General features: G+C 51.1%; 31 protein-coding genes and 1 pseudogene. 2 read left to right on the top strand and 30 right to left on the bottom strand.

All coding sequences use genetic code 11. The annotated features are described in order from the left end of the window. Positions 1–87: 87 nt before the first annotated feature. A pseudogene (locus ACLH1I_RS14285) lies at positions 88–216 on the bottom strand (DNA-invertase); the annotation flags it as partial. Positions 217–503: 287 nt separating this feature from the next. Here ACLH1I_RS14285 and ACLH1I_RS14280 point away from each other — a divergent pair. Continuing rightward, the gene (locus ACLH1I_RS14280) at positions 504–1358 is read left to right on the top strand and encodes a hypothetical protein (protein WP_094339421.1); all 855 of its coding nucleotides are present in this window, start codon (positions 504–506) and stop codon (positions 1356–1358) included. A gap of 113 nt (positions 1359–1471) precedes the next feature. Here the strand turns inward: ACLH1I_RS14280 and ACLH1I_RS14275 are convergent, their stop codons facing one another. The 24 genes from ACLH1I_RS14275 to ACLH1I_RS14160 form a co-directional block, all read right to left on the bottom strand. Further along, positions 1472–2185, bottom strand: coding sequence for a hypothetical protein (locus tag ACLH1I_RS14275; protein ID WP_094339420.1), 714 nt, complete (start codon positions 2183–2185; stop codon positions 1472–1474). Between the two features lies 1 nt (position 2186). Further along, positions 2187–3923, bottom strand: a complete 1737-nt coding sequence (locus ACLH1I_RS14270; protein WP_198080220.1) for a SwmB domain-containing protein — start codon at positions 3921–3923, stop codon at positions 2187–2189. Between the two features lie 77 nt (positions 3924–4000). Continuing rightward, positions 4001–7078 carry a host specificity factor TipJ family phage tail protein gene (locus tag ACLH1I_RS14265; protein WP_411302830.1) on the bottom strand — a complete coding sequence of 1026 codons (3078 nt, stop codon included), beginning with the start codon at positions 7076–7078 and terminating at the stop codon, positions 4001–4003. Then, positions 7075–7455 (bottom strand): hypothetical protein, encoded by a 381-nt coding sequence (locus tag ACLH1I_RS14260; RefSeq protein ID WP_064187511.1) that lies wholly within the window; start codon positions 7453–7455, stop codon positions 7075–7077. The genes ACLH1I_RS14265 and ACLH1I_RS14260 overlap by 4 nt, the downstream gene beginning before the upstream one ends. 12 nt (positions 7456–7467) lie before the next feature. Continuing rightward, a complete protein-coding gene (locus ACLH1I_RS14255) occupies positions 7468–7944 on the bottom strand; it encodes a DUF1833 family protein (RefSeq protein WP_016809746.1) in 477 nt (158 codons plus the stop codon). Continuing rightward, a complete protein-coding gene (locus ACLH1I_RS14250; protein WP_198080277.1) occupies positions 7931–8404 on the bottom strand; it encodes a hypothetical protein in 474 nt (157 codons plus the stop codon). The genes ACLH1I_RS14255 and ACLH1I_RS14250 overlap by 14 nt, the downstream gene beginning before the upstream one ends. Positions 8405–8425: 21 nt before the next feature. Then, positions 8426–11833: a phage tail tape measure protein gene (locus tag ACLH1I_RS14245; protein ID WP_274873107.1), complete on the bottom strand. Its 3408-nt coding sequence runs from the start codon at positions 11831–11833 to the stop codon at positions 8426–8428. A 65-nt stretch (positions 11834–11898) separates the two neighbouring features. Next, positions 11899–12282 carry a hypothetical protein gene (locus tag ACLH1I_RS14240; RefSeq protein ID WP_064187509.1) on the bottom strand — a complete coding sequence of 128 codons (384 nt, stop codon included), beginning with the start codon at positions 12280–12282 and terminating at the stop codon, positions 11899–11901. Positions 12283–12356: 74 nt separating this feature from the next. Continuing rightward, positions 12357–12662, bottom strand: a complete 306-nt coding sequence (locus ACLH1I_RS14235; RefSeq protein ID WP_198079843.1) for a DUF4035 domain-containing protein — start codon at positions 12660–12662, stop codon at positions 12357–12359. Between the two features lie 2 nt (positions 12663–12664). Next, complete coding sequence (locus tag ACLH1I_RS14230) at positions 12665–13069, bottom strand: phage tail assembly chaperone (protein WP_064187508.1); 405 nt, start codon at positions 13067–13069, stop codon at positions 12665–12667. Positions 13070–13099: 30 nt separating this feature from the next. Continuing rightward, positions 13100–13804: an immunoglobulin domain-containing protein gene (locus ACLH1I_RS14225; protein WP_064187507.1), complete on the bottom strand. Its 705-nt coding sequence runs from the start codon at positions 13802–13804 to the stop codon at positions 13100–13102. Positions 13805–13860: 56 nt separating this feature from the next. Continuing rightward, entirely contained in the window at positions 13861–14208 is a 348-nt protein-coding gene (locus ACLH1I_RS14220; protein ID WP_064187506.1) for a DUF3168 domain-containing protein, read from the bottom strand. Continuing rightward, positions 14205–14654, bottom strand: coding sequence for an HK97-gp10 family putative phage morphogenesis protein (locus ACLH1I_RS14215; RefSeq protein ID WP_064187505.1), 450 nt, complete (start codon positions 14652–14654; stop codon positions 14205–14207). The genes ACLH1I_RS14220 and ACLH1I_RS14215 overlap by 4 nt, the downstream gene beginning before the upstream one ends. Next, positions 14651–14989 carry a phage head closure protein gene (locus tag ACLH1I_RS14210; protein WP_064187504.1) on the bottom strand — a complete coding sequence of 113 codons (339 nt, stop codon included), beginning with the start codon at positions 14987–14989 and terminating at the stop codon, positions 14651–14653. Before ACLH1I_RS14210 ends, ACLH1I_RS14215 begins: the two co-directional genes overlap by 4 nt. Before the next feature lie 8 nt (positions 14990–14997). Then, the gene (locus ACLH1I_RS14205; protein WP_064187503.1) at positions 14998–15318 is read right to left on the bottom strand and encodes a head-tail connector protein; all 321 of its coding nucleotides are present in this window, start codon (positions 15316–15318) and stop codon (positions 14998–15000) included. Next, positions 15315–15521 (bottom strand): hypothetical protein, encoded by a 207-nt coding sequence (locus ACLH1I_RS14200; RefSeq protein WP_227679767.1) that lies wholly within the window; start codon positions 15519–15521, stop codon positions 15315–15317. The genes ACLH1I_RS14205 and ACLH1I_RS14200 overlap by 4 nt, the downstream gene beginning before the upstream one ends. A gap of 35 nt (positions 15522–15556) precedes the next feature. Continuing rightward, positions 15557–16765, bottom strand: coding sequence for a phage major capsid protein (locus tag ACLH1I_RS14195; protein ID WP_198079845.1), 1209 nt, complete (start codon positions 16763–16765; stop codon positions 15557–15559). A gap of 14 nt (positions 16766–16779) precedes the next feature. Next, complete coding sequence (locus ACLH1I_RS14190) at positions 16780–17433, bottom strand: HK97 family phage prohead protease (RefSeq protein WP_004884313.1); 654 nt, start codon at positions 17431–17433, stop codon at positions 16780–16782. Next, on the bottom strand, positions 17420–18649 hold the full coding sequence (locus ACLH1I_RS14185; protein WP_064187500.1) for a phage portal protein: 1230 nt from the start codon (positions 18647–18649) through the stop codon (positions 17420–17422). The genes ACLH1I_RS14190 and ACLH1I_RS14185 overlap by 14 nt, the downstream gene beginning before the upstream one ends. Next, positions 18649–18834, bottom strand: coding sequence for a hypothetical protein (locus tag ACLH1I_RS14180; protein ID WP_021313630.1), 186 nt, complete (start codon positions 18832–18834; stop codon positions 18649–18651). Before ACLH1I_RS14180 ends, ACLH1I_RS14185 begins: the two co-directional genes overlap by 1 nt. 9 nt (positions 18835–18843) lie before the next feature. Beyond that, complete coding sequence (locus ACLH1I_RS14175) at positions 18844–20574, bottom strand: terminase large subunit (protein WP_004899643.1); 1731 nt, start codon at positions 20572–20574, stop codon at positions 18844–18846. After that, positions 20571–21065 carry a phage terminase small subunit P27 family gene (locus tag ACLH1I_RS14170; RefSeq protein WP_004884285.1) on the bottom strand — a complete coding sequence of 165 codons (495 nt, stop codon included), beginning with the start codon at positions 21063–21065 and terminating at the stop codon, positions 20571–20573. The genes ACLH1I_RS14175 and ACLH1I_RS14170 overlap by 4 nt, the downstream gene beginning before the upstream one ends. 363 nt (positions 21066–21428) lie before the next feature. Beyond that, entirely contained in the window at positions 21429–21779 is a 351-nt protein-coding gene (locus ACLH1I_RS14165; RefSeq protein ID WP_080930103.1) for an HNH endonuclease, read from the bottom strand. A gap of 101 nt (positions 21780–21880) precedes the next feature. Next, a complete protein-coding gene (locus tag ACLH1I_RS14160; RefSeq protein WP_019705274.1) occupies positions 21881–22099 on the bottom strand; it encodes a hypothetical protein in 219 nt (72 codons plus the stop codon). A gap of 298 nt (positions 22100–22397) precedes the next feature. Here ACLH1I_RS14160 and ACLH1I_RS14155 point away from each other — a divergent pair, with 298 nt between their 5' ends. After that, positions 22398–22580, top strand: coding sequence for a hypothetical protein (locus ACLH1I_RS14155; protein ID WP_023304957.1), 183 nt, complete (start codon positions 22398–22400; stop codon positions 22578–22580). 21 nt (positions 22581–22601) lie between these two features. On the opposite strand, the gene ACLH1I_RS14150 is transcribed toward ACLH1I_RS14155, so the two are convergent. The 5 genes from ACLH1I_RS14150 to ACLH1I_RS14130 form a co-directional block, all read right to left on the bottom strand. Beyond that, the gene (locus ACLH1I_RS14150) at positions 22602–22778 is read right to left on the bottom strand and encodes a hypothetical protein (RefSeq protein ID WP_170922886.1); all 177 of its coding nucleotides are present in this window, start codon (positions 22776–22778) and stop codon (positions 22602–22604) included. Then, positions 22762–23241 carry a lysozyme gene (locus ACLH1I_RS14145; RefSeq protein ID WP_064187497.1) on the bottom strand — a complete coding sequence of 160 codons (480 nt, stop codon included), beginning with the start codon at positions 23239–23241 and terminating at the stop codon, positions 22762–22764. The genes ACLH1I_RS14150 and ACLH1I_RS14145 overlap by 17 nt, the downstream gene beginning before the upstream one ends. Next, a complete protein-coding gene (locus ACLH1I_RS14140; protein ID WP_198079870.1) occupies positions 23228–23533 on the bottom strand; it encodes a phage holin family protein in 306 nt (101 codons plus the stop codon). Before ACLH1I_RS14140 ends, ACLH1I_RS14145 begins: the two co-directional genes overlap by 14 nt. Before the next feature lie 360 nt (positions 23534–23893). Beyond that, complete coding sequence (locus ACLH1I_RS14135; RefSeq protein ID WP_170922885.1) at positions 23894–24037, bottom strand: hypothetical protein; 144 nt, start codon at positions 24035–24037, stop codon at positions 23894–23896. Positions 24038–24039: 2 nt separating this feature from the next. Continuing rightward, on the bottom strand, positions 24040–24885 hold the full coding sequence (locus ACLH1I_RS14130; RefSeq protein ID WP_198079847.1) for a TAXI family TRAP transporter solute-binding subunit: 846 nt from the start codon (positions 24883–24885) through the stop codon (positions 24040–24042).

Raw genomic sequence — 24885 nt, 5'->3', positions numbered from 1 at the left:
CTTTGGGCACCTTCTTGGAAGATAGGCGTGTGCGAAGACGCACACAGCAATGATGTTATGTAGTATTTTCCCCTTGAGTGTGCCTGCTCAAGGGGATTTTTTATCGCCGTATTGTACCGGCAAATATTTGTAAATCGTCTTCACGTCCACACCTGTCACATCAGCCACCTGCTGCCGGATAGCGCCCGTATCCAGCATCCGTCGGAAGCACTCAACTAAGTACAGAGTTCGACGCCTGATATATTAATCCTGCCAGCCATCTGTATGGATAAGCAGGAACCACGAACTTTCATTGATCAAGGCTGCGAAAATTCTTGCGTGTTAGCATTGTGCGTGTTACGTTTTTTATGCCCGAATGCTTGGTAGGTGCCTAATAGGCATAGCGCGACTGCGGCGATTAAAACCAAAACTTTGACATGCCTCCAATGATAACCACGGAGTAAGATGTCGCGACTACTAGTGATCCTTAAATAACTCCGTGTATAACTCATTGAGGATCCGTCATGCCTAATGCTATCAAAAAAGACCAAGACATAGAGATCAATGGTGTTCTATTCAAGAGAACATCCAAGGTCTTACTTGAACGTTTATCAAAAAAATCCCAAGCTCATGATTTTAAGCTTGCAGAAATTCAAGAAATGCTTGCTGTTTCTATGGGGTTTGCTAACTACCATGAAGTTGTTGCAAGCTCTAAGCGCAATGCCTATGAGGTGCATTCTGACAGCCAAGGCTTGAGTAATGATCTCTTCTCTCGTGCTCTCGAAACGAAACGTTCTTGGTTTCAGCGTATCTGCCCCAAACCACTTTTTGAGAAGAAAAGCCTGTCATGGATTAACCAAGCCGTATTTACTTTCACTGACTTGTTACACAGCAAGTATTCAGGGCCGAGTCACATTTATGGACCAGTTGTTACTGTTCTGGTTGGTGGGTACAGCAATTTGGTTCTTCAAGCAATTATCAACGCACACGAAAAATCGAAGCTTTTTGATGTAAGTAATCCGGAAGCATTGAGGGTAGCTTATGATGATCTTAGAGCTATGCATCCATCACGCGCGATCAATCACACTGGAAAAATTGGCGTATCAATAATTGACCGCCAGTATGGTTTTGCAGGGTTGACTGGCGCAGAATTCGGCAGGAGTGATGTTGCTTATTTGGCAGAACTGACCCAAATCGCACCACAGCTTGATTTTTTCACGAGTATTTCGCGTGCTGACTTAGATAAATTTACATCGCCTGATTTCTCTCAGAATCACTTTCACGTCGTGAAACTCGTAGATCTAGACGAAATTGATGAGCACTCACCTTTCTCCGCCAGAATTATCTTCACTAATGAACGCTACAGACTTGATCTGTAGCACTCATATCGGTGTTTAGAAGATAACATCTTAAACCTCATCATCACGTTTTAATTAAAAAGTGTGTTGCGGCTGTCAATTTCCCTGACAGCCGCAATGTGCTGGTCATCAGATTAGATGCCAATACCCATACCCTTCATTCTCGCCTTAGCCTGCAAATATTTGGTATTGAGTTCACCAAGCGTTAGTGAGCGCTCATAAGTGGCGAACTCGTAAAATTTCAGCAGTTGCGACAGGCCGCCGACAAGGGAGCCAAGAGTTACCGGCTCTGATGATTCAACGTATGGGGCACTAAAGGAAGTTCCTGTTACCGCGAAATCCAATACACCGGGCTGTTTGATTACCACACTGAGAGAGGGTGTGGATTTGCTAATCGAGACACCAAAGAACAACGGGGATGAGGCGTTCGGGGTACCGATAGTCGATATCTTAGCGGCGGCCCGAACAGTCAGGGCCCCGCCTGATGCTTTATAAATTGCAGTACCTGCAACAGTATTCTGATAGTTACCGGCGATAATCATTGCAGTGGTAGCCGATCCAAGGTTGCTGACCACGCCACAAAATGAGAACTCACCATCATCGGTCAGGCTGGTTTGCAGGTTATTTCCGCCGCCGGTCGTCACGTTAAGCGCGTTACCACTGAAAGAATAATTACCCTGCGGCACCAGTGATTTTGCGGGATTGTTCGCTGCCACCAGTGAGGCACGGCGGAAGTTCCAGAACTCAGTGGCGCCAGAATCAAATGGCAGGAAAATTTCAATATCGCTCTCTGCGACGGTGCCGATAGTCGCCGGTGCCTGTACCGGAAGCTGAATAAAAAGTGACATATCAGAAATCCTCGCTGATGGCGTTTAGTTTGAAGTGTGGGCAGAGGTAAAACATTGGTTTTTCACTACCGGCAATGATGCAGGTATCCGGGCAGGAGTCGCGGAGATTACCGCTGGCACCATTCTGAATGGTAAGGCCTGCCCCGACATTATCAAAGGCATAGCGTACCTGCGGAGCTGAGGTTATCGCAGAGTCCAGGGTGATAACCACCGTGTCCCCGTTCAGCACTTCAACAGCGCTGATGGTCTGCGCAACACCGCCAGCATAAACAGCAAAGCCAGAGTCTTTGGTGGGGGCGAGATTTGTCGCATCCAGAACCAGAGGCGGCACCGGGACATCAAAACGGATAGTTACCTGGTTTCCGTGCCATGTCGCGCCTTTCGGCATAATTGCCAGAGGCTTGATTCCGTCGATAACGGCCTGTTTGTACGCCCTGCCGTAGTAAGCCCCAATCCATTTATACCCGACAGCCAGCAAATGCAGTCCGTCGGTGTAATGAGGAAAGGCGTAGGTGGGTGCGACGAAATAGAAATAATCGCTGGTCTCGCACGCTTCCAGTATCGCCAGTGGCACGGCATCGTTTGTTTTCACTCGCGAGCTGTGCTGATAAGTCAGGAACATGACGGGGCTGTCCTGCCCTGTGATGGACTGCGCATCGGTAGTGATATCGCTCTGGAGTTTAAGCAGCGCCGCCAGGTGGGCCGCTTTTGTGTAGCTGGTGTTGTTGGAATCCGTCTCCCCCTGAAGCCAGGCAATAGCGTGCAGAGCGATATCGGAGTTCAATGCTTTTGCACCGTTAAGATGATTCAGGAACTGTGAATTGTACCACGCCGACCCCTTGGCCAGTTGCGCAATAGTGTATGCCCCATGCCCTGCAGTACTGCAAAAAATCACATGGTCGGAAGGAAGGACTCCATTTTCCCGATACATGGCCAGGCTGGCATAGTTTGCCGTTCCTGAGCACACTGTTTCCGCTGCGTCGCTCTCGCCGTCAGGGGTAGGTTTAGCGTCATCCTCTACCAGCGGTTTTACCGCTGTAAAAATCCCACCATTTCCTCTTACACCACTCGAAAAGGTAATATTGCTATATGGCTGAGCGAGTGAGATGACTGACTGCGCACGAACGCCGGTGCTTAATGACTGGCCGTAGGCGAGTATGAAATTGGTCGCAACCTTGCTGACTTTAAATGGCAGCGCACCGGGGCTGGCATCCAGTGTTGATTCCGGGAAAAGCCCGACAAGTTCCTCTTTTACTGTGTCATACCCCAGGACAATATTGTTATTGCTGCCCAGTGCAAGTGGGTATGTTGATTCGCCATCATAGCCAGAGAGGAGATAAGTAAAAGGGAGCGTTTGTTCATTCGCCTCAGTTAATACATCAACGCTTTGTTGAGACGGCATAGCTCTGCCCGTAGCCGCCAGCGTGCCACCATTATTAATGTACTCATCCGCCAGTGTGCCGCCATCAGGGCTGCGCACATACGTGGTGCTACCCTCAGGGATATTGACGATATCGGCCTGTGCCGCTTCAAGCGTCATGTACTGCTTGCTGAGAGGAATGATGTTCTGCCTGATCTCATCGTTTTTCGCCATCATCTGGCGCCACGTATCCAGCGGTTCACCGCCGCGGTCGTTAACCGTTCCGGCCGGACCGTTAACCAGCTCGTCAGCGCGCTTGACGTTATCCAGGAAAATTTCAGGCGTCGTCGTACCCAGTGGCGGGTTAAGTTCGGCCATGTTTTTTGCTCCAAAAAAGAGGCTTCGCCCAAACGAGGGTTTGAGCGAAAGAAAAGTTGAAAGGGATTTTTTTGGTATTAAGCAGCGTCGCCGGGGTATGTGGCGTCGTCGTACTGGTAGAAAATTTCTTTATATTCAGGTGCAGTAATCTGACAGTTGCTGTCACCTGATGGGGCAACCTCCTGGACTATCCCATGCCGCGCACCCTTTTCACTGTCGCAGAACAATAACTTCGGCAGGTCAATATCTGGGTCGTCCATAATCCAGTCGTCGGGATGCAGGTCGTCGTTGTACGGTACCGTCAGCGTGAAATCATCTACCCGTTGCGGCGTGAGCATTCGCGATGATGGTCGACCGTCCTGAAACTGTATCCAGCAGCGAGGATTCGCGTAGCTCCAGTCCAGTGGCTCCGTGACGTGCAGCGTAATTTCCTGGAAGTCGTAAATCATCGCGTCAATCAGGCAACTTTGGGTTTTCCCGGTTGGGGTGTCGTCGGACAAAATGATGTGATCACCGAAGTCATGACACCATCCCAGCATCGACGTCGTAGCCGTATACGTTCGGCGTTGGTGGAGATATTTCATTAACCGACGCATCCCGATACGCCAGGCGCGATCTGCAGTCATGGCAACATCAATGGTATATGCCTCCGTTTTGCGCGGAAAAGGATTTTCCGGCGTCCGGCACTGTACGGTTTCCTCCGCCCAGGTCACAGGGTTGATATATTTCACATCCACGCCATCAAAATCATCTTCCGACGGGACCCTGAATGAAGTCTGCATTTCCTCGACGGTATCCTGAGGAGTAATGATCCCTGTCCAGCTTTTGACGCCCTCTCTCCCGACAGAAAGCAACCCGTCAGATAGCAGAAAATACCCCATGCCAGCCTCGGCTATTTTGTCGAAAATATCCTTTGCTGACGTGCTGTCACTGCTTGCCTGGTGATCAAAATATTCTCCCCTTGGCGTCCAGTAGGTAGCCTCCAGCGTACTGAGCGCCGCAATGTCGATCTGGTCGTCGCGATATCCCAGACTGCGGGCAAGATGCAGGAACGCACCGCTGATTGTCCTGTCACCACCGCCATCATAGTTTCGCGTGGCGACAACACTCACACGCTTGTCTGACTGCGCCGCCAGCTGGCCGCCAGTTTCAACCGTGATCCCTATTGTTGATATCCCTGCGTAGGAGGTTGGACGGGAAAGCAAACGACCTCTGAGCGCCTGCCAGAACATGCTGTCTCTCGCGTTGTTGCTCCCCTGCTCGTTACGGCGGCGGCATCGAACCTCCACCAGCCCGGGAGAGGACAGATCAAAACGCTCTGTAAAACCGAGGCCATTAATGTTTTTAAGCGCATAAACCCCTGGCTTACTCGTCCACCCTGAACCGGAACCATAAACGCGATACTGGATTTCATACTCGACATGGCGGACCCGCTTATTCCCGTTGTTCTGGAACCCGCAAATTCCGTTTGGGAAAGCAAAGTTGACCTCGAAGGCGTCCACAACTTCATTTTGCGGGCAGGCCAGAAAGGGGCCTAGCCAGGTTTCATTATCGTTAATACCAGACGCGGCAAAATCCACGACGGTACGGGTCATAAAGCCTGACCAGGTGCTGTCAACGACACCATTAACCACCCTCTGTACGGTTGCAGACGCACCGTCAGTCGATGCTATCTGGTATTCGTTGCCTCGGTGCGCCAGGGAAATCCGCTGCGTGCCGTCCGGCAGGCCAGAAAATGCGGTACCGGAATCGTATGCCAGCGTGACGCTGGCTGTTACCGCAGGGCTTCCGCCGCTGGAGGCTGCACCAGCAGTAAATACCGGGCTGTCACCAAATACTGACGCAGGCAGGAAAGATGACGTAATGGAACCGCCACGCCAGGGGCTGGAGATCTCGGCGATACGTATCACGCCGCCATCATCCTGAGCAATGAGCCCCGAACCATTCAACCCGCCATTAATCGCTGCGAGCAAGCCAGACATTGTGCCGTAGTTGGCGACCAGAGATATGGTATAGGTGATCCCCTGCCAGGTCAGAGAAAAGGTCTGGCTGGTTGTCGTAAAGTCATACGTTGACGGCGACGCACTGGCGCGTAATACCGCAGTCGCTCCCCCTGTTCCCGGAACGGCGTCCTGGTGAGGGGTATACGTGGCGATCTGCAGATCATAGTCAGTACCGTTAAACATTAGGGTGACAGGCATACCGCTGAATGGCGCAATCTCTGACACGACATCGCCTGTCAGCACGTTAAAACCGCCCTCAATGGATACCTGATAATTCACTGGCGCTTTCAGGGTGACAATTGCACCGGCGATCCAGCCAGGAGGAAGTTTGTTCTCATCCTCGTCTTCATCATTATCATCATCGACATCGAGGCCAGAAAACGAGACAGAGGCACCGCTGACGGTCATGGCATCAGCAACGATATCACTGGCTTCAGGGGCAGTCTGAGCCATATCGAGGCCGCTGCCGCTCGACGTTCCACCAACTTCCGTTGAGTTGAACCATATCTCACTGCGACGATCCCCGGCCACATTATCGCCGGGCCCATAGCTGGTATATGAAAAGCCCTCGCCTAAGGTCAACGCCGGAGTTTCCCCTACCCGAAAATCTCCACCGGTATAGGAGAAACGCCCATATCCAAGGCAGACAAACATTTCTACCGTCATTCTGGTGGGATCAGCGGGGTCGAATCGCGTTACCGGCTGCACCAGGTAATCCGGGTAAATACGGTTTCGCCCAAAAGCCTCCCTAACGGGATCACCGAGTTTTGCGGTGTTTGCCCGCGCCGGGTTCAGATCCAGCGATGAAGCGTTACTGGATGAAAAACCGCCCAGCTCTGGTTTTGGGGCAAAGAATAATGCATAGGCCGTAGACGCAATGGATACGGCCACCGAAACCCACACGGCAATTTCAAGACCCGTGCCATACGGAATGGGATATATCCGCACATCACTGTCTGGCCGCAACAAACATAACGGCCATTCCGCCGGGGGGACTGCCTGGCCGTTCAGCTCGATCACAACAGGATGAGTTTTATCCTGTGAATAGCTCGGGACATTTCTGCACATCCACTCATGCAGCGTAAGCACACCATGATCGTGCTTTTCAAGGGGTTCACCCGGTAGCCGGGACGGGTAAAACTTTATCGTCATTGCCAGAACTCCACGCGGTTAAAGCGGCGGATAAATCGCGCCAGTGGCAGAAACGTAACCCCCGAGCCTGGATTACATTCCGCGACCTGCAGCTGGTTATCGAGCATCACAACAATCCCGACATGGGAAACCGTTGAACCCGAATAGCAAGCCACTCCGGCACCTTCGCAGGGGTCACAACGTTTCAGCGAAAGCATCAGCTTTCTCGCCTCCCGGTCGAGGCCCCCGCCGTCTTTGGTCACACCTGCAAAATCGGGCCAGAGAGATAAGCCCAAATCTCGACGTATCTCATTTACAATGCCGAAGCAGTCGAGCTGCGGATATACGCGCCCGCCCTTCAGCCAGGTGACTGAACGGTATTTATCAGGGTTAAACATATTTGCCTCAGATTAGTAACGTAAGCCCGGATGCTCGGCGAGGTTGTAACGTTTACGGGGCCAGGCTGTTTTGAGGATATTCATATAGCCTGCCGTGACCTGAACTGCTGTCGGGGTCCAGGAGCCGGATTTGATATCGAGCGTATACGGTGAGGATGCCGGGGCAGACAGATCGGATGAAATGTACCGCCGGAATGTCAGCGTGGCTGATTTCATTTCATCCAGGATTTTATCGATCGCCTCAGAAACCCTTCCGTCAATATTGCTGATAGCAAACTTTAAATCCTGTGTCCCGTCGGCGTTCCTGGCTGGTAAGGCGATATCTATCGCGCTGGCTTCAAACGTCGCCGGCTGACCATTTTCCAGCATCACGGAAACGTCATCCCAGCCACTGGTTAGCCAGTAATTATCATCGCCTGCCGATATCTGCAGCGTGTCGTGAATAACCTCCGATCCGCTGCTGGCATATAGTCGCTCAAGAATTGTCATGCTTCGGCCACTCTCTGTTTAGCGCAATATCCAGTAACGACTGACCCGCCAGCCATTCCGGGTAATTTCCCCAGCCTGAAGGTGGTAACGGGCGCTCCCATAATTCCAGCGTTGCGCTGTACTGCCAGTATTTTGGCGAGACCAGCGTCGGTCCCTCGTAAATATCCACGAACCTGGCTTTATAGGGCTTTACCCCGATGGGAGTCTGGAGTTTCAGATAGAACCAGGACTGGCCATCTTTAAGCGCATCCCTGAAAAACGCCTCAAACACCTGCGCCAGAGCATCAGTTTTAAAAATCCATTTAACCGATACCTGGGTGGGTGTTGAGGTATATCGCCTTCGTTGTTGAGCGCGACCGGACGTCATCTCCGTTCGCAGCAAAGGTGATATGGGCTTAAACCCGTACCCGTCCATAAGTGGCATGGGCAGGTATTCATCCGGGTAGAAAATATCTGCCATGAATATTCCCTCCGGGCAGGTCTATCGTGGTTTTTTGGATTGGAGATTTGAATAAATAGCCCGACCGAATTTCTTCTGGGGGTTATTTACTTCGGCGGTTAAGGTGTTAACTATCCGCTGTTCCAGAGCGTCATTCCTTCGCTCAATTGCCTGCATCGTTATGTCATCCGGTTTACCGGTGAACGTACTTCTGGCATCTACGCTGACAGCAATTCGTGGCTGTGCCTGGATCTGGTTAGCAGCGTTCTGTACCGCCGGTGATTCCCGCCCAACAGCTTTGACCCCCAGCGAACCATCAGCGCCACGGGTAAGCGGCATGATGGCTTCCGGCCCGGCCTCGCCGAATACACCTGCGCCTTTCGCAAAAGCAAAATACTGCGGAGTGTTGTACACGCCGCCGCTATATGCAGAAAGTGACGGTGAATCGTATACACCTCCCAAGGCATTAAAGGAGAAGTTAGCCCCGGCGCTTTGAATGGCCGTTCCGCTGCTGGCTGCACCACTCGCCCCGCCAAAAATACTGCCAAATATCCCGCCAAACCCGCCCCCCACTGAAGCCAGAATCGCTTTGGTGATCAGCGCCTGCGTTGCCATCTGGATAAGCGACTGAATGACACTTTCTCCAAGGGAGGTGAAGATATTCGACATACCTTCTTTAAAGGTGGTAGCCCCCGTCAGCACATTCGTCATATTGGTAGAGATCGAGTTGGTAGCATTGTTCAGTATCTCACTGGTCGCTGATGCTGACATTGAACTAAGATCAGAGGCCTGATCGGCATAGTTCATCAGGGAATCGCTGATCCCCGCGCGCCAGTCTGACTGTTGCTCATCGGTTTTCTTGTAGTATTCCTCCTGAATCTGGAGCCGTTCAGTAAGCGCCACCTGAAGTGCTTCCGTTTGCTGTTTGTACAGGTCCTCAGAAATTTGACCTTTGCTGAAATCCCGCTGCAGGTCCCGTTGCTGTTTAAGAAAATCGGAACGGATATCTGCCATTTCCTTCATGCGGTCGCGAGCCTTATTCCCCATCCCGGCACCAAGAAAATCAATATTCCCCCGGTCACGCGCAGCAGCGTTGCTGTCAGCCAACCCCTCACGGAACGTTTTTAACTGTTCAGCAATGTTTTTCTGATCGATAAGGGCGGCATTCTGTAGCAGTATCTCTTTTTTAGCATTATCGAGCGATGCAAGCTCGCCCTGAACAACCTGATATTTTACTTTAGCTAGTTCGTTATTTTGCCCTCCAAGTGCGATTTGCTCACGCTGCTGTTTTATCAGTCTGGTATAAACATCCTCAGTTTTCTCTGCATCAGATTTACCACGCGGCTTTTTATGTGACTCGTTAAGATTAAAATCGGTGGCCGCATTGCCCTGAATGGCAGCAATTTGCGCATCCTGCCCAGGCAGAACATTACCTTTATTATCAGTTCTGATGGCCCCCTGTTTGATAGCATCCTGAAGGGCCTTCAGTTTTGCACGCTCAACGCCTTCTTTCTGAGACAAGGCTATGCTTTCTTTTTGTTGTTTTATAAAATTATCGTAAGCTGTATTGGTTTGGGGTGCTGGGGGCTGGCCGTTCCCAGAGCGCTTTTTTAATTCATCCATGAATTGAATGGTAACTGACAGCGATGTTGCCATTGCTTCATTAACATTCAGCGCACCAATTATCGAACTTTTTATTTTGTCAAAAGCGACTGCCGATGCCTGAACTTTTGAGGCTAACTCAGTTTGTAACTTATTTTGCGCATCTACAGCATTGTTTAATTGAGATGTAGTATCAGCAATATCTCGGGATATTTTATTATATTCCCGCTGATATTTAGCGGCGTTCTGTACGTAACCATTATTTTGATCATTCTGAACGCCCATCTGTCGAGCGAGAGACGTATATTTCTGAACTTCAGCAGCGGCCTCGGCTTGAGCATCCCTCAAGTCTTCCAGCTTATCTTTGAGCGCGTCAATGGATTCACCAGAATCAGCAATAGAGCCTCTGATTTGAATTTCGCTCATGGCTTTCGCCTTTTCCACCACCTCGTCAAGGGTGGAGGCATACTGTATCGCAGACTGACGCGCCTGTTCCTGGTTCTGATACCATGTATACCAGGCACCTGCACCCAGCATCAAAATCCCTGGAATGCCACCAAAGAGGGATGATACGCCAGCCCATGCGGTTCTCGTTACAGAGGTGAGCGCATTAAGCCGCTGATTTGCTATTGACAGCTCATTGACCGTGGCGGTTTCCGCTTTATTCGCTTTGACCATCTCCATTGAGTTTCTTGCAAGCAATGTCCTGATGGATGCGCGTTGTTTTTCCGTCTGCGCCAGTTCAAGTTGAGCCACTAGTGAGCGCTGATTAGACAGAAGTAACGATTTTTCCGTTTCAATCTGAACAAGTGAGGCGTTTGCTCCTTCGATTTTAGCCGCAGTGCTGGAAATTTCCGCCCCTCTGGCCCTAATTAGCTCTTCGGTGTGTGATTTCAGTTGAAGCGTCCAGTTTCCCAGAAACCGGGTCACGCCCACAGCCGTTAACGCTCCTGCAGCCATTGCTACGGTATCAATGTTCTCAGCCAGTGAATCAAGACCACCAGCAAGCACAGCGGAGGCACCGTATGCATCATTTGTACCGCCCACCCAGGCCATAAAGGCGTTTTCAACCTTTTGAGTCGAGGCTGATACTGTTTTTGGCATTGCATCAAATTCAGCCTGCATCACCCGTAACTGAGCGGTGATAGCCGGAACCACTTTATCTATTGTCAACAGTCCGTTATCAGCCATCGCCTTGAGGTCTTTGCGGGCAACGCCCATACCTGCCGCTAAGGCACGGATGATCCGATCACCGTTTTCGTTAACAGAGTTGAACTCCTCCCCGCGCAATACCCCCTGCGCCAGCGCCTGGCTGAACTGTGTGATAACTGAACTGGCCTCTGACGTGCTGGCCCCGGATAATTTAAGGCCCGTGCTGATAGCCTCGGTGACTTTCAGTACATCGCCAGAGGAATAGCCAAACTCACGCATGGATGCTACCGAACGAGAAAATAAACCTGCGTTATCACTGAACGCTGTCCCTGTTTTCTGGCTGATATCCATAAGTAATCGTTGGGAATTGGAGAAATCATCGGTTGATGTTGACGCCTGTTTTAGACGTGCATTCACAGAACTCCACTCATCAGCAAGAGCGATAAGGTGCCCGGTCGCAAAAACTCCGGCAAACGCACCAGCCATACCCATAGCTGCACTTTTAGTTTCTGATAATTGTGCAGATACTTCGGCTAGCGCCTGTCTTGTCTCGCGTGCGGAAACAGCCGCCTGCCGCCCACCCCGTTGCATTGTCTTATAATAATCGGACCCCATGCGAGATGCGCGAGCGATCTCGGTCTGAAAGGACTGAGAATTAGCTGAAACTTTTATAATTAATTCGCGAAGGGTTGCCATTGCTATTCCTCTAAAAAAAGCCCCGCTTACGCGAGGCTCTCAATCTAATTCGTTAGTTTAATCAATCATTCATCCTGACCGCATACCTTATAATAAAAATCCAAATCAGACCCAATGAGGGTCTTGTATATCTTCTTATCATCAATGGTATAGTTTACGCCTTTAGAGAAAAAACCTTTCGATTTCATTGTTAATGCCAGCTGAAACTTTGAATAACCAGCATAGGCTCCGTAACTATTTTTTGAATTTATTTCACCACAAACAAATCCGCCAACCAGTCCATCTTTTTCACCTGCTTTCACAAACCTTAGATAGCGAAACTTTGCACTATCTGGATCTTTCATGTCAGCAGCAACTTCCTTTTTGGCAATATCTATTGCTTTTTCGTCGCTGGGTTTACATCCTGCCAGAAATAAAATGGATAATGCCAAAACTATTAATTTTTTCACACAGCGCCCCTATTGGTAAGGATATGGGTAAATCCTACCATTGGTTATGTAAAACTTCAGCTATCATTGTTTGTTCAAACTGATGCTGCGAGCAAAGCGGCCTCTAAGCCTGCAAAGGGATAGCCGCCGTCGCTTGCCTCCTCCTCATCTGCGCTCCACTGAAGCTGAGCATCTTCAATGGTGACTTTACCGCCCTGCGCTCCGTAAACCGCAGATACCAGCTGAGCATTGAGAATATCTCCGCGAATATCGCCGATTGGGCTGATACGGTCGTATTCAGCCCACATCCTGAATTCGCCAACCGTCATGGTTTGTCGCAGTTCGCCCAGCGTGCGGCCCATCCGGAGCGCCAGCGCCATCAGGAACTGCATGCCAGGCATTTTTACTTTGCTTTAGCATCATCCGCGTCACTAATGAGATCAAGTGCCTGCTTCAACAGCCGGGAATGCACAGGGCCATAGATCGCTTCAACCTGTTCGGTGTCATCGACAGTAAAGACGGGCTGCAGATCGGTATCCAGCAAAATATCGATGAAAAGCGTGACGTCGGCCCGCATCGTGCGGAAGGCTCGCTCTGAAGGGGTCAGTTCTGGCGCCTCCTGGGGCTCCTGCCCTTCCAGTGGTTTGGGTGGTTCCGGGCTGGCAATGCCCTGCCAGCGGATCCAGGCTTCTGCTGATGGCTCACGTATGATGACTTTGGCGTTATCCCACTCCGGAACGGAGACTTCTTTTTTACGAAAGCCCGCCATCGGTGCTAGTGCCAGTGCTTTAAGACTCGGTTTTGACATTAAGTTTATCGCCGGTCTCCCGGCGCTCCGTTAATTGATGGTGACGGTGCAATCAGAAGAAGTGATCACAGTGCCATCGGCATCAGTAACCACGCAGGAATAAACCCCGGCATCACCGGATACAGCGCTGGCTTTCGTAAACGTTGCGCTGGTCTGGCCGCTGACCGTCGAGGTGCCCTTTTTCCAGGCGTAGGTATAAGGTGCCGTACCGCCCTGGACGACCACGCCCATAGTCAGGGCGCTTCCTGCCGCGACCGTTTGGGACGCCGGAAGGTCAGTAGCAAACGACAGAACTCCTGGGGCGTTAATATTGCCTGGCTTGCCTTTCAGGCGCAGGGAGAACGTTGCAGCAACAACACCGTTGGTTTGAGAATCCCAGGTGTGCTGACGTACCTCAGCGCGCATCAGGAATCCATTACCAGACGGGAAAATAACCTTAAATCCATAAACCCCGTCGTTATCGTATGCTGCACGAAGTGCATCCTGCGCAGGGTTGCGGTAGAAGTTACCGGAAAGTGACATTTCAGACGGAGCAGGAAGGCCGTTGATATTTTCCGTTTCATCTGAACACAGCACTGTCACGTCAATATCGTTTTTCTGACCAGCGGTAAAGCTGGCCTGTTTAATAGTGCAGCTCAGGTTTAACCAGGTTGCCGTATCCAGCTCTGCCGCGGTGACCGGCACAGAGGTAATCATTACTACCGTTTTTTGGGCACGTTCAAATAGTGCTGACATCGCAGCCTCCATAAATGAAAAAACCGCCAGCGGCGGTCGGATTGGATGGGTTTTTGTCAGGCAATAACCGTTATTTCGAGGGTTGCCCGATGAAGATGGGTTGTCGTGTCGTAGCCAGGAATTTTTGTCACCTCGACAGGTGAAAGCACCTGCAGGCGAGCCAGGGCATCCAGGCGTAACGCTCTGGCTTCGTCATTCGTTTCAGCCCATACATCAACCTGAATACGCAACGTTGACTCTGCCTGACCGCAGAAAACATCCCCGGATACATCAGTCGGTATCGAGAAAATGATGTAAGGCGCGGCCACCGCGGGTAAACCGTCGCTGCCAAGCGGCACCACATACGGATAAACCCGCCCGTCTGCCAGCGTCGACAGCAGGTCATAGAGATCATCCTCTGTCATTTTGATAACACCTCATCAATAGCCTGATTCATCCGCTGCATCGCCACCTGCGCAGCCTCTTCCATGCGGGTATCAAAGGCAGGACGAACAAACGGATGTGCTGGCGCCGTAGATGTTCCCAGCTCCACGAAGCGCCAGTAGAAAGCATTCCGAGTGTTGCTTGCCTTCATGGTGTTGTCGCTGTTCCCCGTTCGCGGGTTAACGCCACGAATATGCACCCCGGATGCGATTTCCCCACGGCGGCGGCTTTTCTGGGTGACGACAACAACGTTTTTCTTCAGCTTACCGGTCTGTTCCGGAGCACGATCAATCACTTCCTGCCGGAGAACTTCGGCACCGGCGCGGGTCGAATCCCGGAGGACTTTATTGTTTTCGGCTTTGCTGAGGGTTTGCAGGTCTCGGGCGATATCCTGCAAACCGGAAAAATCCAGATTCACATCAATCATTTTTCGGTCCCCTGTTTGCAGAGAATTTCCAGCCGGGTACCTTTGATATCCGGAACCGGAGGGCCGGTAACGTTAAGAACGGTACCTTTAAACGGGCCGGTGCGTACTTTCAGGCGGGAAGAAGCTGAGATATCTGTACGAAAACGCACCCAGACTCGAATGGTGGCATCGGCATGCTCTACGCCAGCGGCTAAAAGTTCACGACCGCTTATACCCTTAACCTCGGCCCAGATGGTTTTCCCATCTTCCCATTTTTCAACCGGCTGACCTGAAGGCGTTCTGGAGGTTGTGAAGTTTTGGATGGTGACCCGGTGCCGTAACCGTCCTGCCTGCATAAGTCCCCCTACGTCCCAGGAATTTTGCGATGTTGTTTCAGAATTGCATCAACACCGAACGGAATGGAGTTAACGCTGTCACTACTAACAGGCTCCCTGTTTTCATACCAGTGCGAAACCAGTAGCATCAGGGCCAGTTTGATATCGTCCTCTATCACTAATCCATCAGGATCGTCGTCTGGAACGGCGTTATCATAAAGATGGCGATTAGTGATTTTTTCAGCATGCTTCAGAGAGGCATTGAGGTAGAGCGTTAACATCACATCCTCTGTGTCATCATCGCTGTCGATACGGCACTGGTAACGTAGCTCTTCTACAGAGGGCTTCATTTTCCCTCACCCCGCTTATTGCTGGCTTTAGGCTTAACTGGTGTTTCAATTTCAGGCTGTTTAGTCCCGTCGAGAATCCCCATCTGGGCAGCAACCTCAAGAGCACGTTCAGGAAGTGAGCCAGCCTCATATTCACCGGCGGGAATATTTATGATCTGAATGCCATCAGGTGACCATTTCAGGTCTTTTTTCAGCAGCATCATGACCTCCATAAGAATGGGGCCGAAGCCCCATCAGATTATGCGCCTGCGCCGATCTGCAGCAGTTTAATGGCCTGAGAATCGGCCAGCATTCCGCCAGTACGTTTGGTGGTATAGAAACCAACGAATGGTTTGTTGGTGTACGGGTCGCGGAGGATACGGGTACCAATGCGATCAACGATGGTATATCCGCGTTTAAAGTTACCGAACGCAATGGCTTTCGCATCAGCTGCGATATCCGGCATTTGCTCATTCTCAGCAACGCCATAACCTGCCAGAGAGGATGGCTGGCCCAGCTCAAGGCCCGGACGCCAGAGATAGTTACCCTCGGAGTCCTTCAGAATGCGAACCGCAAACAGGCTGTTGTTGTTCATCATGAACTTAGCGCCGTTGCGGTGCACCTTGCGCAGGGTGTAGACCAGCTTGATAATCGCATCGGCCGTCACACCCGCCGCCGCACCGGAAAGAATGTGCTGCAGCGTGCCAAAGGCACGGGTTTTATCGTCCTCCGGCGTGGAGGCGTAGGCCAGGAAGCCTTTCGGTTTTTTCGTACCATTGCCGCTGGTGAAAGCGATCTCTTCCTGTTCAGAGAACTCAACGGCCAGCTCGCTGTTGATCCAGTCCTCTACGTTAAAGAAGGCATCATCCAGCATCGTCTGGGTTGCCTGAGGGTTTCCGTAGATTTCACCCATGAACGGTTCAATCTGAGCGAGTTTAGACGCATCAGTAGCTGGACGGAGATCGGTTTCACCGACCCAGCCGGAAGCGGTGCCGCCAAGGTTAACCAGCTTTTTATAGTTGGCACCGCCAACAGTGATAGTTGTGGCCTCCTGGCGCATCACTACTTCATCTTTCAGAAGATTAAGAATGGTGCGGTCCAGCTCTTCCGGGACAGCATATCCGCCGTCTTCATCCACGCCAATCTGCAGGGCTTTACGCTCCAGATCACGCAGTCCGTCATCCTTACCCTTGCGCATAAAGTCGATGAAAGCGGTTTTGTGCTCGGTTGCGGCCTTGCTTTGAGTACCACCAGCGGGACGCTTAACCTGTTTAAGCTCATCCTCCAGCGCGGTTTTAAGCTGATCCAGCTCGGTCAGCTTGCCGTTAAGTGTTTCAACTTCTCCGGCCAGCTTGCCTTTTTCAGCTTCGATAGCGTCAATGCGTTTATCATTTTTCGCTTTAAAATCATCGAATTTTTGCTGCAAATCCTGCGCGACCTGCTCAACGTCTTTAATTTCGACTGCCATAATTCAACTCCTGATTAAAATTTGATGTTTTTCAATGCATCCAGTGCGGCATCCACACCATCAGCGTCACGCTGAGAGAGGTTGCCATAGCCCCCTGCCATGAATGCTTTGGCCTGGGTGCGGGAGAGCCCAACATCGCGCAGGACCCGTTCAATACTTTTCTGGGATGGTGTTTCGCCACGGGCAAACGCGCTTTTAACATCGCTGACCCGCGCCTCGTCATTCGACGGAAACGTTACGGGGCTGACCTCCCAAAGGTCGATCTCCTTGAGGAGAAACACGCCTTTCTCGCGGTCGTATTCCCAGTCTTTGAGCATGTAACCAATAGAAAGGCCGGTTAAAGAACCGGCCTTCATGTGGGCATGCGCTCGCTTCGAAAGAGGATCATCATCAATGAGTAACCGGCCTTTGACATATAAGCCGACGTCATCCTCTTTCATTTCGGTATAAACCCCGATAGGTTCATCCATCTGATGCTGCCAGAGCATGGCCGGAAGTGCGTTTTTCTCCCGCCATGACTGAAGTGATTTACTGAAAGCGCCGGGAACAACGACATCGTCGTAACTGTCCTTAACGCCAAACACAGAGCCATAGCCTTCAAACTCCCCGCTGTCGCTGACAGACTTTAGTTTCAGCGGAATATCCAGCCGCTGTTTAGTCATCGGCATCATGTTGTTCCTCGGTTGTTTTGCTCTTATTGCTGTCAGACGGCTTGGTCGTCATATTCATCGGCGTCAGATAAATGTCACCGCCAGAGCGTGGGTTCATATCTTCCAGTTCACGGCAGTCGTTTGGTGAGTAAATGCCCCAGTTAATACCGGTTGAATACGATTCAAATCTGGATTTCATATCCCCACGCAGCAAAGCGCCGGCATTAAACTTGGCATAATAGGTGCCCTGCTTCGATTCCTTCACCAGCCCCACGTTGATTCGCTGCTCAATACGGGTCATATACGGAACGAGGGAATAGTTAATGAAGCCAATGCCAAGGTTTTCGATATTGCTGAAGGTGGCGCGGTCGGTGTTCTGCACCATGTGCATCGGCACCCTGAACAGTCGGCAAATCTCCTCCAGCTGGAATTTTCTGGTCTCAAGAAACTGACTGTCCTCGGCATTGAGCGCCATCGACTTCCAGTCGAGACCCATTTCGAGAATCATCGGACGATGCGCATTGCTGAGCCCGAGGTGACGATCCTCAAAATCTTTCTTCAACCTGTCATAGGCAGCGTCGGTCAACGATTGCTCAGTACGGAGAACTCCAGAAGTGACCGCGCCATTTGAGAACAGTCTTGCCCCGTGCTCTTCAGTCGCCATACCCAGAGAAATTGCCTCTCTGGCGTATGCAATTGGGTTCAGACCAACCAGCCCGTCAAAGGTCAGTGTTCGGACGTGCCAGATATCATCCTGACCCAACACATCCGTCGAACCATCAGGGAAAGTGACCTGATACACCGGTTGCCACTGACTGTTAAGCTTAGGGTCAACGCAGCCCGGATCAATGGGTAAAAGCTCGACCACCTCACCCAGCGCTTTGACCTTGTAGGCATAAAAATTACCGCGCAGGCAAAGACACACAATGACCAGCTCCCAGAACTCCTGAGGGGTCATATAGTCATTTGGCTTCATGGTCAGTAATTTATGCAGCCTTTCAGAGGTCGCTTTTTGCTTGCTGTTACCAGTGATTTTGTACAGGTTGCAGGGAAGCATCCCCATAGACTCAGCCAGAACTCTTATGCAACCAAAGACTGCTGTAAGTCGCATCGCTTTCTGGCTGCTAACGCGCTTTCCAGTGTAGGTGTCGTAAGTCATCCCTACAGCTTCCGCCAGTTCCGCTGGCGTCGTGACCGATGCGGTGCTTTTCGTAAACATTCCGGGAAAAAACATTAGCCACCCTCCCCGGATTCAATTTTCCAGTTACCGGAAAGGGAGCGGGATACAAGCCATGACCAGAGCAGGCACAGAATACCGCCAGTAATGTAGCCAGCAGGGGGGTAAATAACCCAGGCACCGAATGAGAGCAGAATAGCCCCCAGCACACCAACAAGTGGCGCGAGTATCATCAGGATCATAATTGCCTCTTAAAGTGAGCGCACGCCATAGCTTTCGAGATGATTTGAAAGGGTTTCTTCCTTTTCAAATAACATTGCCCGTCCAATCGCCATAATCAGAGCAACAGCCCCATCTATTTTATTTTCGTTTTGCTCTTTAATTGGCCGAACAACATCATCATTTCCAGGCAGGTGCTTACCCACCACGTTTGAAATACACCAGGTCATTATCGGATTACCGTCATGATGAAATCGACCGGACTCTACAGCGGCCTCAAGCTCTTTCATCGGGTCAGACATGTTGGTGTAGTTCTGGATAATGGTTATAGGGTTGAGCTGTTCATCAGCAAGCTGATGAGAAAGGTTTGTTGCACCGTGCGGGTCAATTGGGCTTTGTTCAACCGGAGTTTGCTGATTATCACGCTTGGCATCTTCAAGTATTACTCGGTAATCAATTTCCGCACCATCAGTCACGGTGATATATCCTGCTTCAACCCATTTACGGTAACGCTCAGCGGTGCGGTGATCGTCAACATCGTTGCTGTATACGGTGTCATACGGAACATAGAAGCGCGGAGATATACAGTAATAATGCCGTTTCCCATCTATTTCACGGGTAAATAGCCGAACCTTAGAGTTCATATCCAGCTTGCGCGCAAGGTCAAAAGACAGAATGCAGGGCTGTCCTTCAAACTGCTCAATGGTGAGCGTCTCATCCTCACATTTTCGCCAGCTTAACAGGTTGAAATAAGCAGCACGTGCGGCGACCCAGATATTCAGGTGTTTCGTTTTGAATATCCCGGCCATGCGGGGATTATTTTTGGCCCTGCTTTGCTGGCTTAAGAGGAAATCCGAGTAAACCGACACCCCCATATTTGGATTGGCTTTGTGAAGAACAGCGGGATCGGTCCAGTCATCACCCTCATCAACGGTGTAAATGACGCCAAAAAGCTCATCATTCGGCACGGTTCCGTTCAGCATTTCGATAACTTCACGACGCTTATCGTAGCAAGGCCCCTCAATGTTATAACCAGCAGTGGTTATAGCCCACATAATCGGCTGTCTGCGGGCCCCCATGCCGGTGATCATTGTGGTATACAGCGCATCGCTTTCGTGCTCGTGATATTCATCAACAATAGCGCAATGCGGTGACTGCCCGTCACCAGGATTACCGATCAGCGGTTCAAATCTGGCGCCATCTTCAGGACGGCTAAGGTTCTTGGCGTTAACCTCTATTCCAAAGGCTTCAACGAGTAGTGGCGTGCGTTTGCACATCAGCCGCGCAGGTCGAAATACTTCCCATGCCTGCTTTTCAGTGGTTGCACCGGAATACACCTCCGCACCAAATTCACCATCACAGGTGAAACAAAAAAGCGCCACACCGGCGCTTATCGCTGACTTCCCGTTTTTCCTGGGGATTTCTGTATAGACCTCTCTGAATCGGCGCAGCCTGCTGCCTTTATGAACCCATCCAAAAGCGCAGCAAATAATAAATAATTGCCAGGGTTCAAGGGTAATAGGCATCCTTTTAAATGCCCATTCACCTTTGGTGTGCGGGAGAAGTTGAATAAACCGTGCGGCACGCTCAGCAAGGTCTTTATCAAAGCGGTATCGAAATTTCTTTCCCTGCGATTTTGACAAATCGTCGATATGTCGCTGGCAGGCATCAATGACATACTGGCATGCCGGAATCTTTCCGGCGACAACATGCCTTGCGTACTGATTTGCAGCGTTAACGTTTGGATAGGCTTTTCGGCTCATGGCGTGATCATCTTCAGGAATGGGTTTTCGTTCTTTTTCTTCCCGGCCAGACCGACCAGGCGCTGTCGGCTGCTGGGGTCCAGCCCCAACATTGAACCGGTAGAACTCATTTCCGATTCCTGTTCTTTTTTAGCCGTAAGTTCAGGGTTTTTAATTTTCCCGCCCATTGCGCCAGTGATGGATAAACCATCAACAGCTATATTTTTTACCGCCCTGCGCCAGAACTCATAGGCAACGCACCAGCGCTCCAGTACTGCAAGATCGGTCACGCAGAGCAAGCCCTGTCCGCATAATTCTTTGGTCGTAAGCTCCCACATGATGGATGCTAACGGGAGTTCCTCTTCTGCAAACCAGTCCGGAGGTGCTACGCCATTGATGGGGGTGAATACTGGTTCTTCTTTATTCAGGGCTCGCTTGCCGGGGTTTCCGGCCAGCTCCTTGCGCGCCGTTGGCTTTGGTCTACGCCCGGAACGCCCCGCCGTTCCAGCCATAAGCGTTACTCCTGGTTAAATTTCATTTTTCGCGGGTATAAAAAATTGACTGAGGCGGCGGTCCTTTTGGCGGTCGCCCGTAGGGATTTGATCCCCCCCCCCGGCCTATTTGACATTCATTCTCACTTGCAACATTTGATTTCATTCAAAATCATTTCAAATGCAACTAATCGAGATGAAAGTCATCATTCAGGGTATGCCGACGCCCGGCGGTCGCATTGCGCGGGCAGGCGCTGGAGTTGTGCCCTGACTGACCGCAGTAGCCGCAGCGCAGGTTTGCACGTCGCGAGGAACCACCCCACGTCTTAGGGCAATTTGCGACAGTGTGCATCTTTGAGCCGCAATAGGTGCAGCGCGTGTAACTCATCGCGTTCTCTCCGTGGCTGTCTTGTGACGATGGCAGGGCCAGCACAGGCTTTCGAGGTTCGAATCGTCATCGGTCCCCCCATGAGCCTTGGCCTTGATGTGGTCAACCGACTTTGCTGCGACAGCTCGCCCGCTGCGAAGGCAGTTCTGGCACAAATGGTTATCGCGTTTCAGGATGCGCGCACGCCTAATATCCCACTGGCTACCGTAGCCACGCTCGTGTCGACTCTTTCCCTGTTGATGCTGTTTCCAGCCTTCATTGCGATGCTTTTCGCAGTAGCCTGAGCGGTCCGTGGTTGTACCAGGGCATCCACGCTTACGGCAAGCACGTGGAATTAGTGCAGGCATGTGTTCCCCATAAACATGATAAAAAAACCGCAGGCGTTCGCATGCGGCTTTTTTTAAATATTAATTAACAATTTGGGATGATTTAATCGTAAGATTCTTGATTATTTTTCAAGAGCACTTTGAATAGCATCAGCCAATGCACCTATTTTCTTAGTCACGTTTTCTAAATCGTAACCAGACTTTACCCCACCCATTGCTGTTGTCGAAGAAACAGAAGCTTTGGCAATTTCCAGCGCCGCCTGAACAGCAAGAAGTCTCTGGTTCAGCTTGATTGCCTCTGCATGGTCTTTTGCTACTTGATCGAAATAGCTCTCTAACATTACAACCTCCTTTTGTTATGGAGGTTTTAGATTACCGCGATGATTTATCCGAATAAAGCATTATCGGGCCACCTCTGGAAGTGGCTCTGTAATGCATTAGCAATCCGCATCAGAACAGGCTACCGCGCGGCTGCCCACATACAGGCTTCCTGCATTTTTGTGCGGGCGATTGCTCTTTACGGTGGTGCCATCCTGCGGTTTAGCTTCGCTCATTTTGTAGCCCTTTCGGTTGTACCTAATTTGCTTTTACTGGCTCGTAGGTGGATATTGTTGGGAGGGAAAGCGTGGAGATAACCAAATGAAACAGATACTTTTTACATGGTTTGCTTTTACAAATACCTATGCCTGCATCACCGCCAGCATTAACGTGAACAACTCACTAATGCTTGATTCAGCTGTGCCGTGGATTGTTGGGGTTTCTCTTGGAGTAATCACCAATTACCTATTGGCTAAGAAACTGAAGGAAAGCGGGTTTCTGTAGCCCTGCCTGTTGCTAGCCTGCTTACTTCTTAACGCTGTCCGGCATCACAGCACCAACAACGCCAGCCAGCGCTACGCCGCCAGCCATGACGGTTTCCTGAATGCCCGGCGGCATCTGATAACCAAATACGCCTGCAACAACAAGAATGATGCCGCGCCAAGTTGACGGCTCTTTCAGTCGATTAATGAGATAGTTCATAGCTTCCCCGTGTTTTCGATAAAAATATTTCTCGCTCTGCCTTGCGGCGATTGGTTAGCCCAGACATTGCTTTCCCGCCTGATTTATTCCAGCGAAGGAACTCATCAGCTGCGCCTTTCACATCACCTGCATTCAGCTTTTTCATCAGCGTTGAGGTGGATAGCGCTCGCGTACCGATGTTATAGGCCAGCGACACAAGCGCGTCATACTGGTTCTGGGTAACGGATACCCTGAGCATTTTGCTTACCGCCTGGTCAAAGCTCACCACGCCAGTACGCAGCAGACGGTCCGCTGTTGCGTCGTCAATCTTCATTCCAGGCTTGATAGGCTTTCCGTCTACTTTCCCCGTCCAGCCGTAACCAATCGTCCAGGGGTCACCGCCGGTGCCAGGGTCTGGATATGCAGTTAACCGGCAACCCTCAAATCGCTTAATCAACGCAATACCGTTATTACTGATTTGCATCTTTAATCCCCGTCAGGCGCTCCCAGAAATAGGTCAAAGCAACAGAACCCATTGCCCCGCTAATTCCGGAAGTGGCCAGTATCATGTAAATGCTCAGTCCGCTTTCAATGCTCACCAGGCCAGCAATAACGCCGGTAAACCCTGAAACCACCATTTGGGCAAGAGCATTGATCAAGCTCCATGTTGCCTTGCTCTGCTTCACATCTATCAGGTAGCGGACAAGTCCACCCCAGCACGCGATGATGAGCAGAACGAGCCAGGACATCCCGGCAATGCTCTCTTTTTCGTGCATACGTTGTGCCATAGGTTCTCGCCTCCGATAATGAATCGGGACGCTGTGTGTAGAGGGAATGGCCGCCAGATGGATTTACGACAAAGCACAGAGTGAATGACGTTCTGGCGGCACAAATAGAAAAGCCCACGCGTTAACGTGGGCTCAAATGAGTGTGTGGTGCCGGGTGCCTCCCGGTGAGCCTTTGGTCAGCCACCATGACTCGCGCATTCGGTTTAGCAATAAAACAATACTGTTTACGCCCCTCCGCACAGGGGGATTCACCACGCCGACAATCTATGATGTCATCATTTCTGTCGTCAATAGCAGTCCTTCTGTCAAAAACATCATTTCTATGTCTTTTGCACGCCGTCACAGTTTTCATTTAAATGGCCATAACCCGCAGACCACCAGTCCCCCGACAATAACCACCAGCAGCACCATATCCATCAACATGCCAGCCACCCGCCAGGCTACAAACAGTAGAACGGCAAACAGCGCCCAGAAACACAGCCTGCGCAGCATGATTATTTACCGTTGGTACCGAGCACCCGGCTCAGGTTTTTCAGAAGGACGGTCGAGGCTGTTTCCAGCACCTCATCACCCGCATCGGTATTGGCGACCACCAGCGTTTTAGTGCAGGGAACCTTCACCTTCGAATCGCTCAGCCAGCCGGATTCCGTTACTGCTTTTTTCAGCTCATACACGGGTTTCCCGTTCGGCAGCTTGTCGTCAACATGCCAGCCGTTCATATCGATCATCGTCAGGCCGCTGCCTTCCTGGTTAACTGCCTCCAGAAACTTGTTCGACCTGTCCGGCGCTGATACCCAGAGGAAGGCGTCATACTCGCCAGTGGTGACTTTCGCCAGCGAGCGCACGCCGCCTTTGGCGTAGGTCTCGACTTTTGCATAACCCTTTTCCAGCCCCTGCAGGTATTGCCAGGAGGCATACGATCCGCTGGTAGGCTCACCGACTGCGATTTTCACCCCAGCCTTTAAATCCCCTTCACCGCTTACTTTTCCGCCCTTCTTCACCGCGACAAAAACGCATTCATCAGCCAGTTCGCCGATGATGTCCACCTTCTGCGCTTCATTGCTGTGCCGACTGCGCCAGAACTGGAAAGCGTCAGCCTGGGTGAAACCGATTTGGGCGGCTCCGCTGGCCACCTTATCGAGATTGTCCAGCGAGCCTTTGCTGGGGAACACCGTCGAACTGTAGCCATACTCACTCAGTGCGCTGGCGAGGTTCACGCCGTACACCGCGTTATAGGTCAGGCCCTGCTGGCCAGTAGTGATGACGACATCCGCAGCTGCCGCAACATTACTCAGGCACAGCGAAGCGACCGCAATAGCAGCCATGATGACTTTTTTCAT

The organism is Klebsiella sp. 1SOBk10mer (genome assembly GCF_046602535.1).
In the GTDB taxonomy this organism is placed as follows: domain Bacteria; phylum Pseudomonadota; class Gammaproteobacteria; order Enterobacterales; family Enterobacteriaceae; genus Klebsiella; species Klebsiella quasipneumoniae.
The sequence above is the reverse complement of the archived record's forward strand: the minus strand, read 5'-3'. Positions and strand labels throughout refer to the sequence as shown.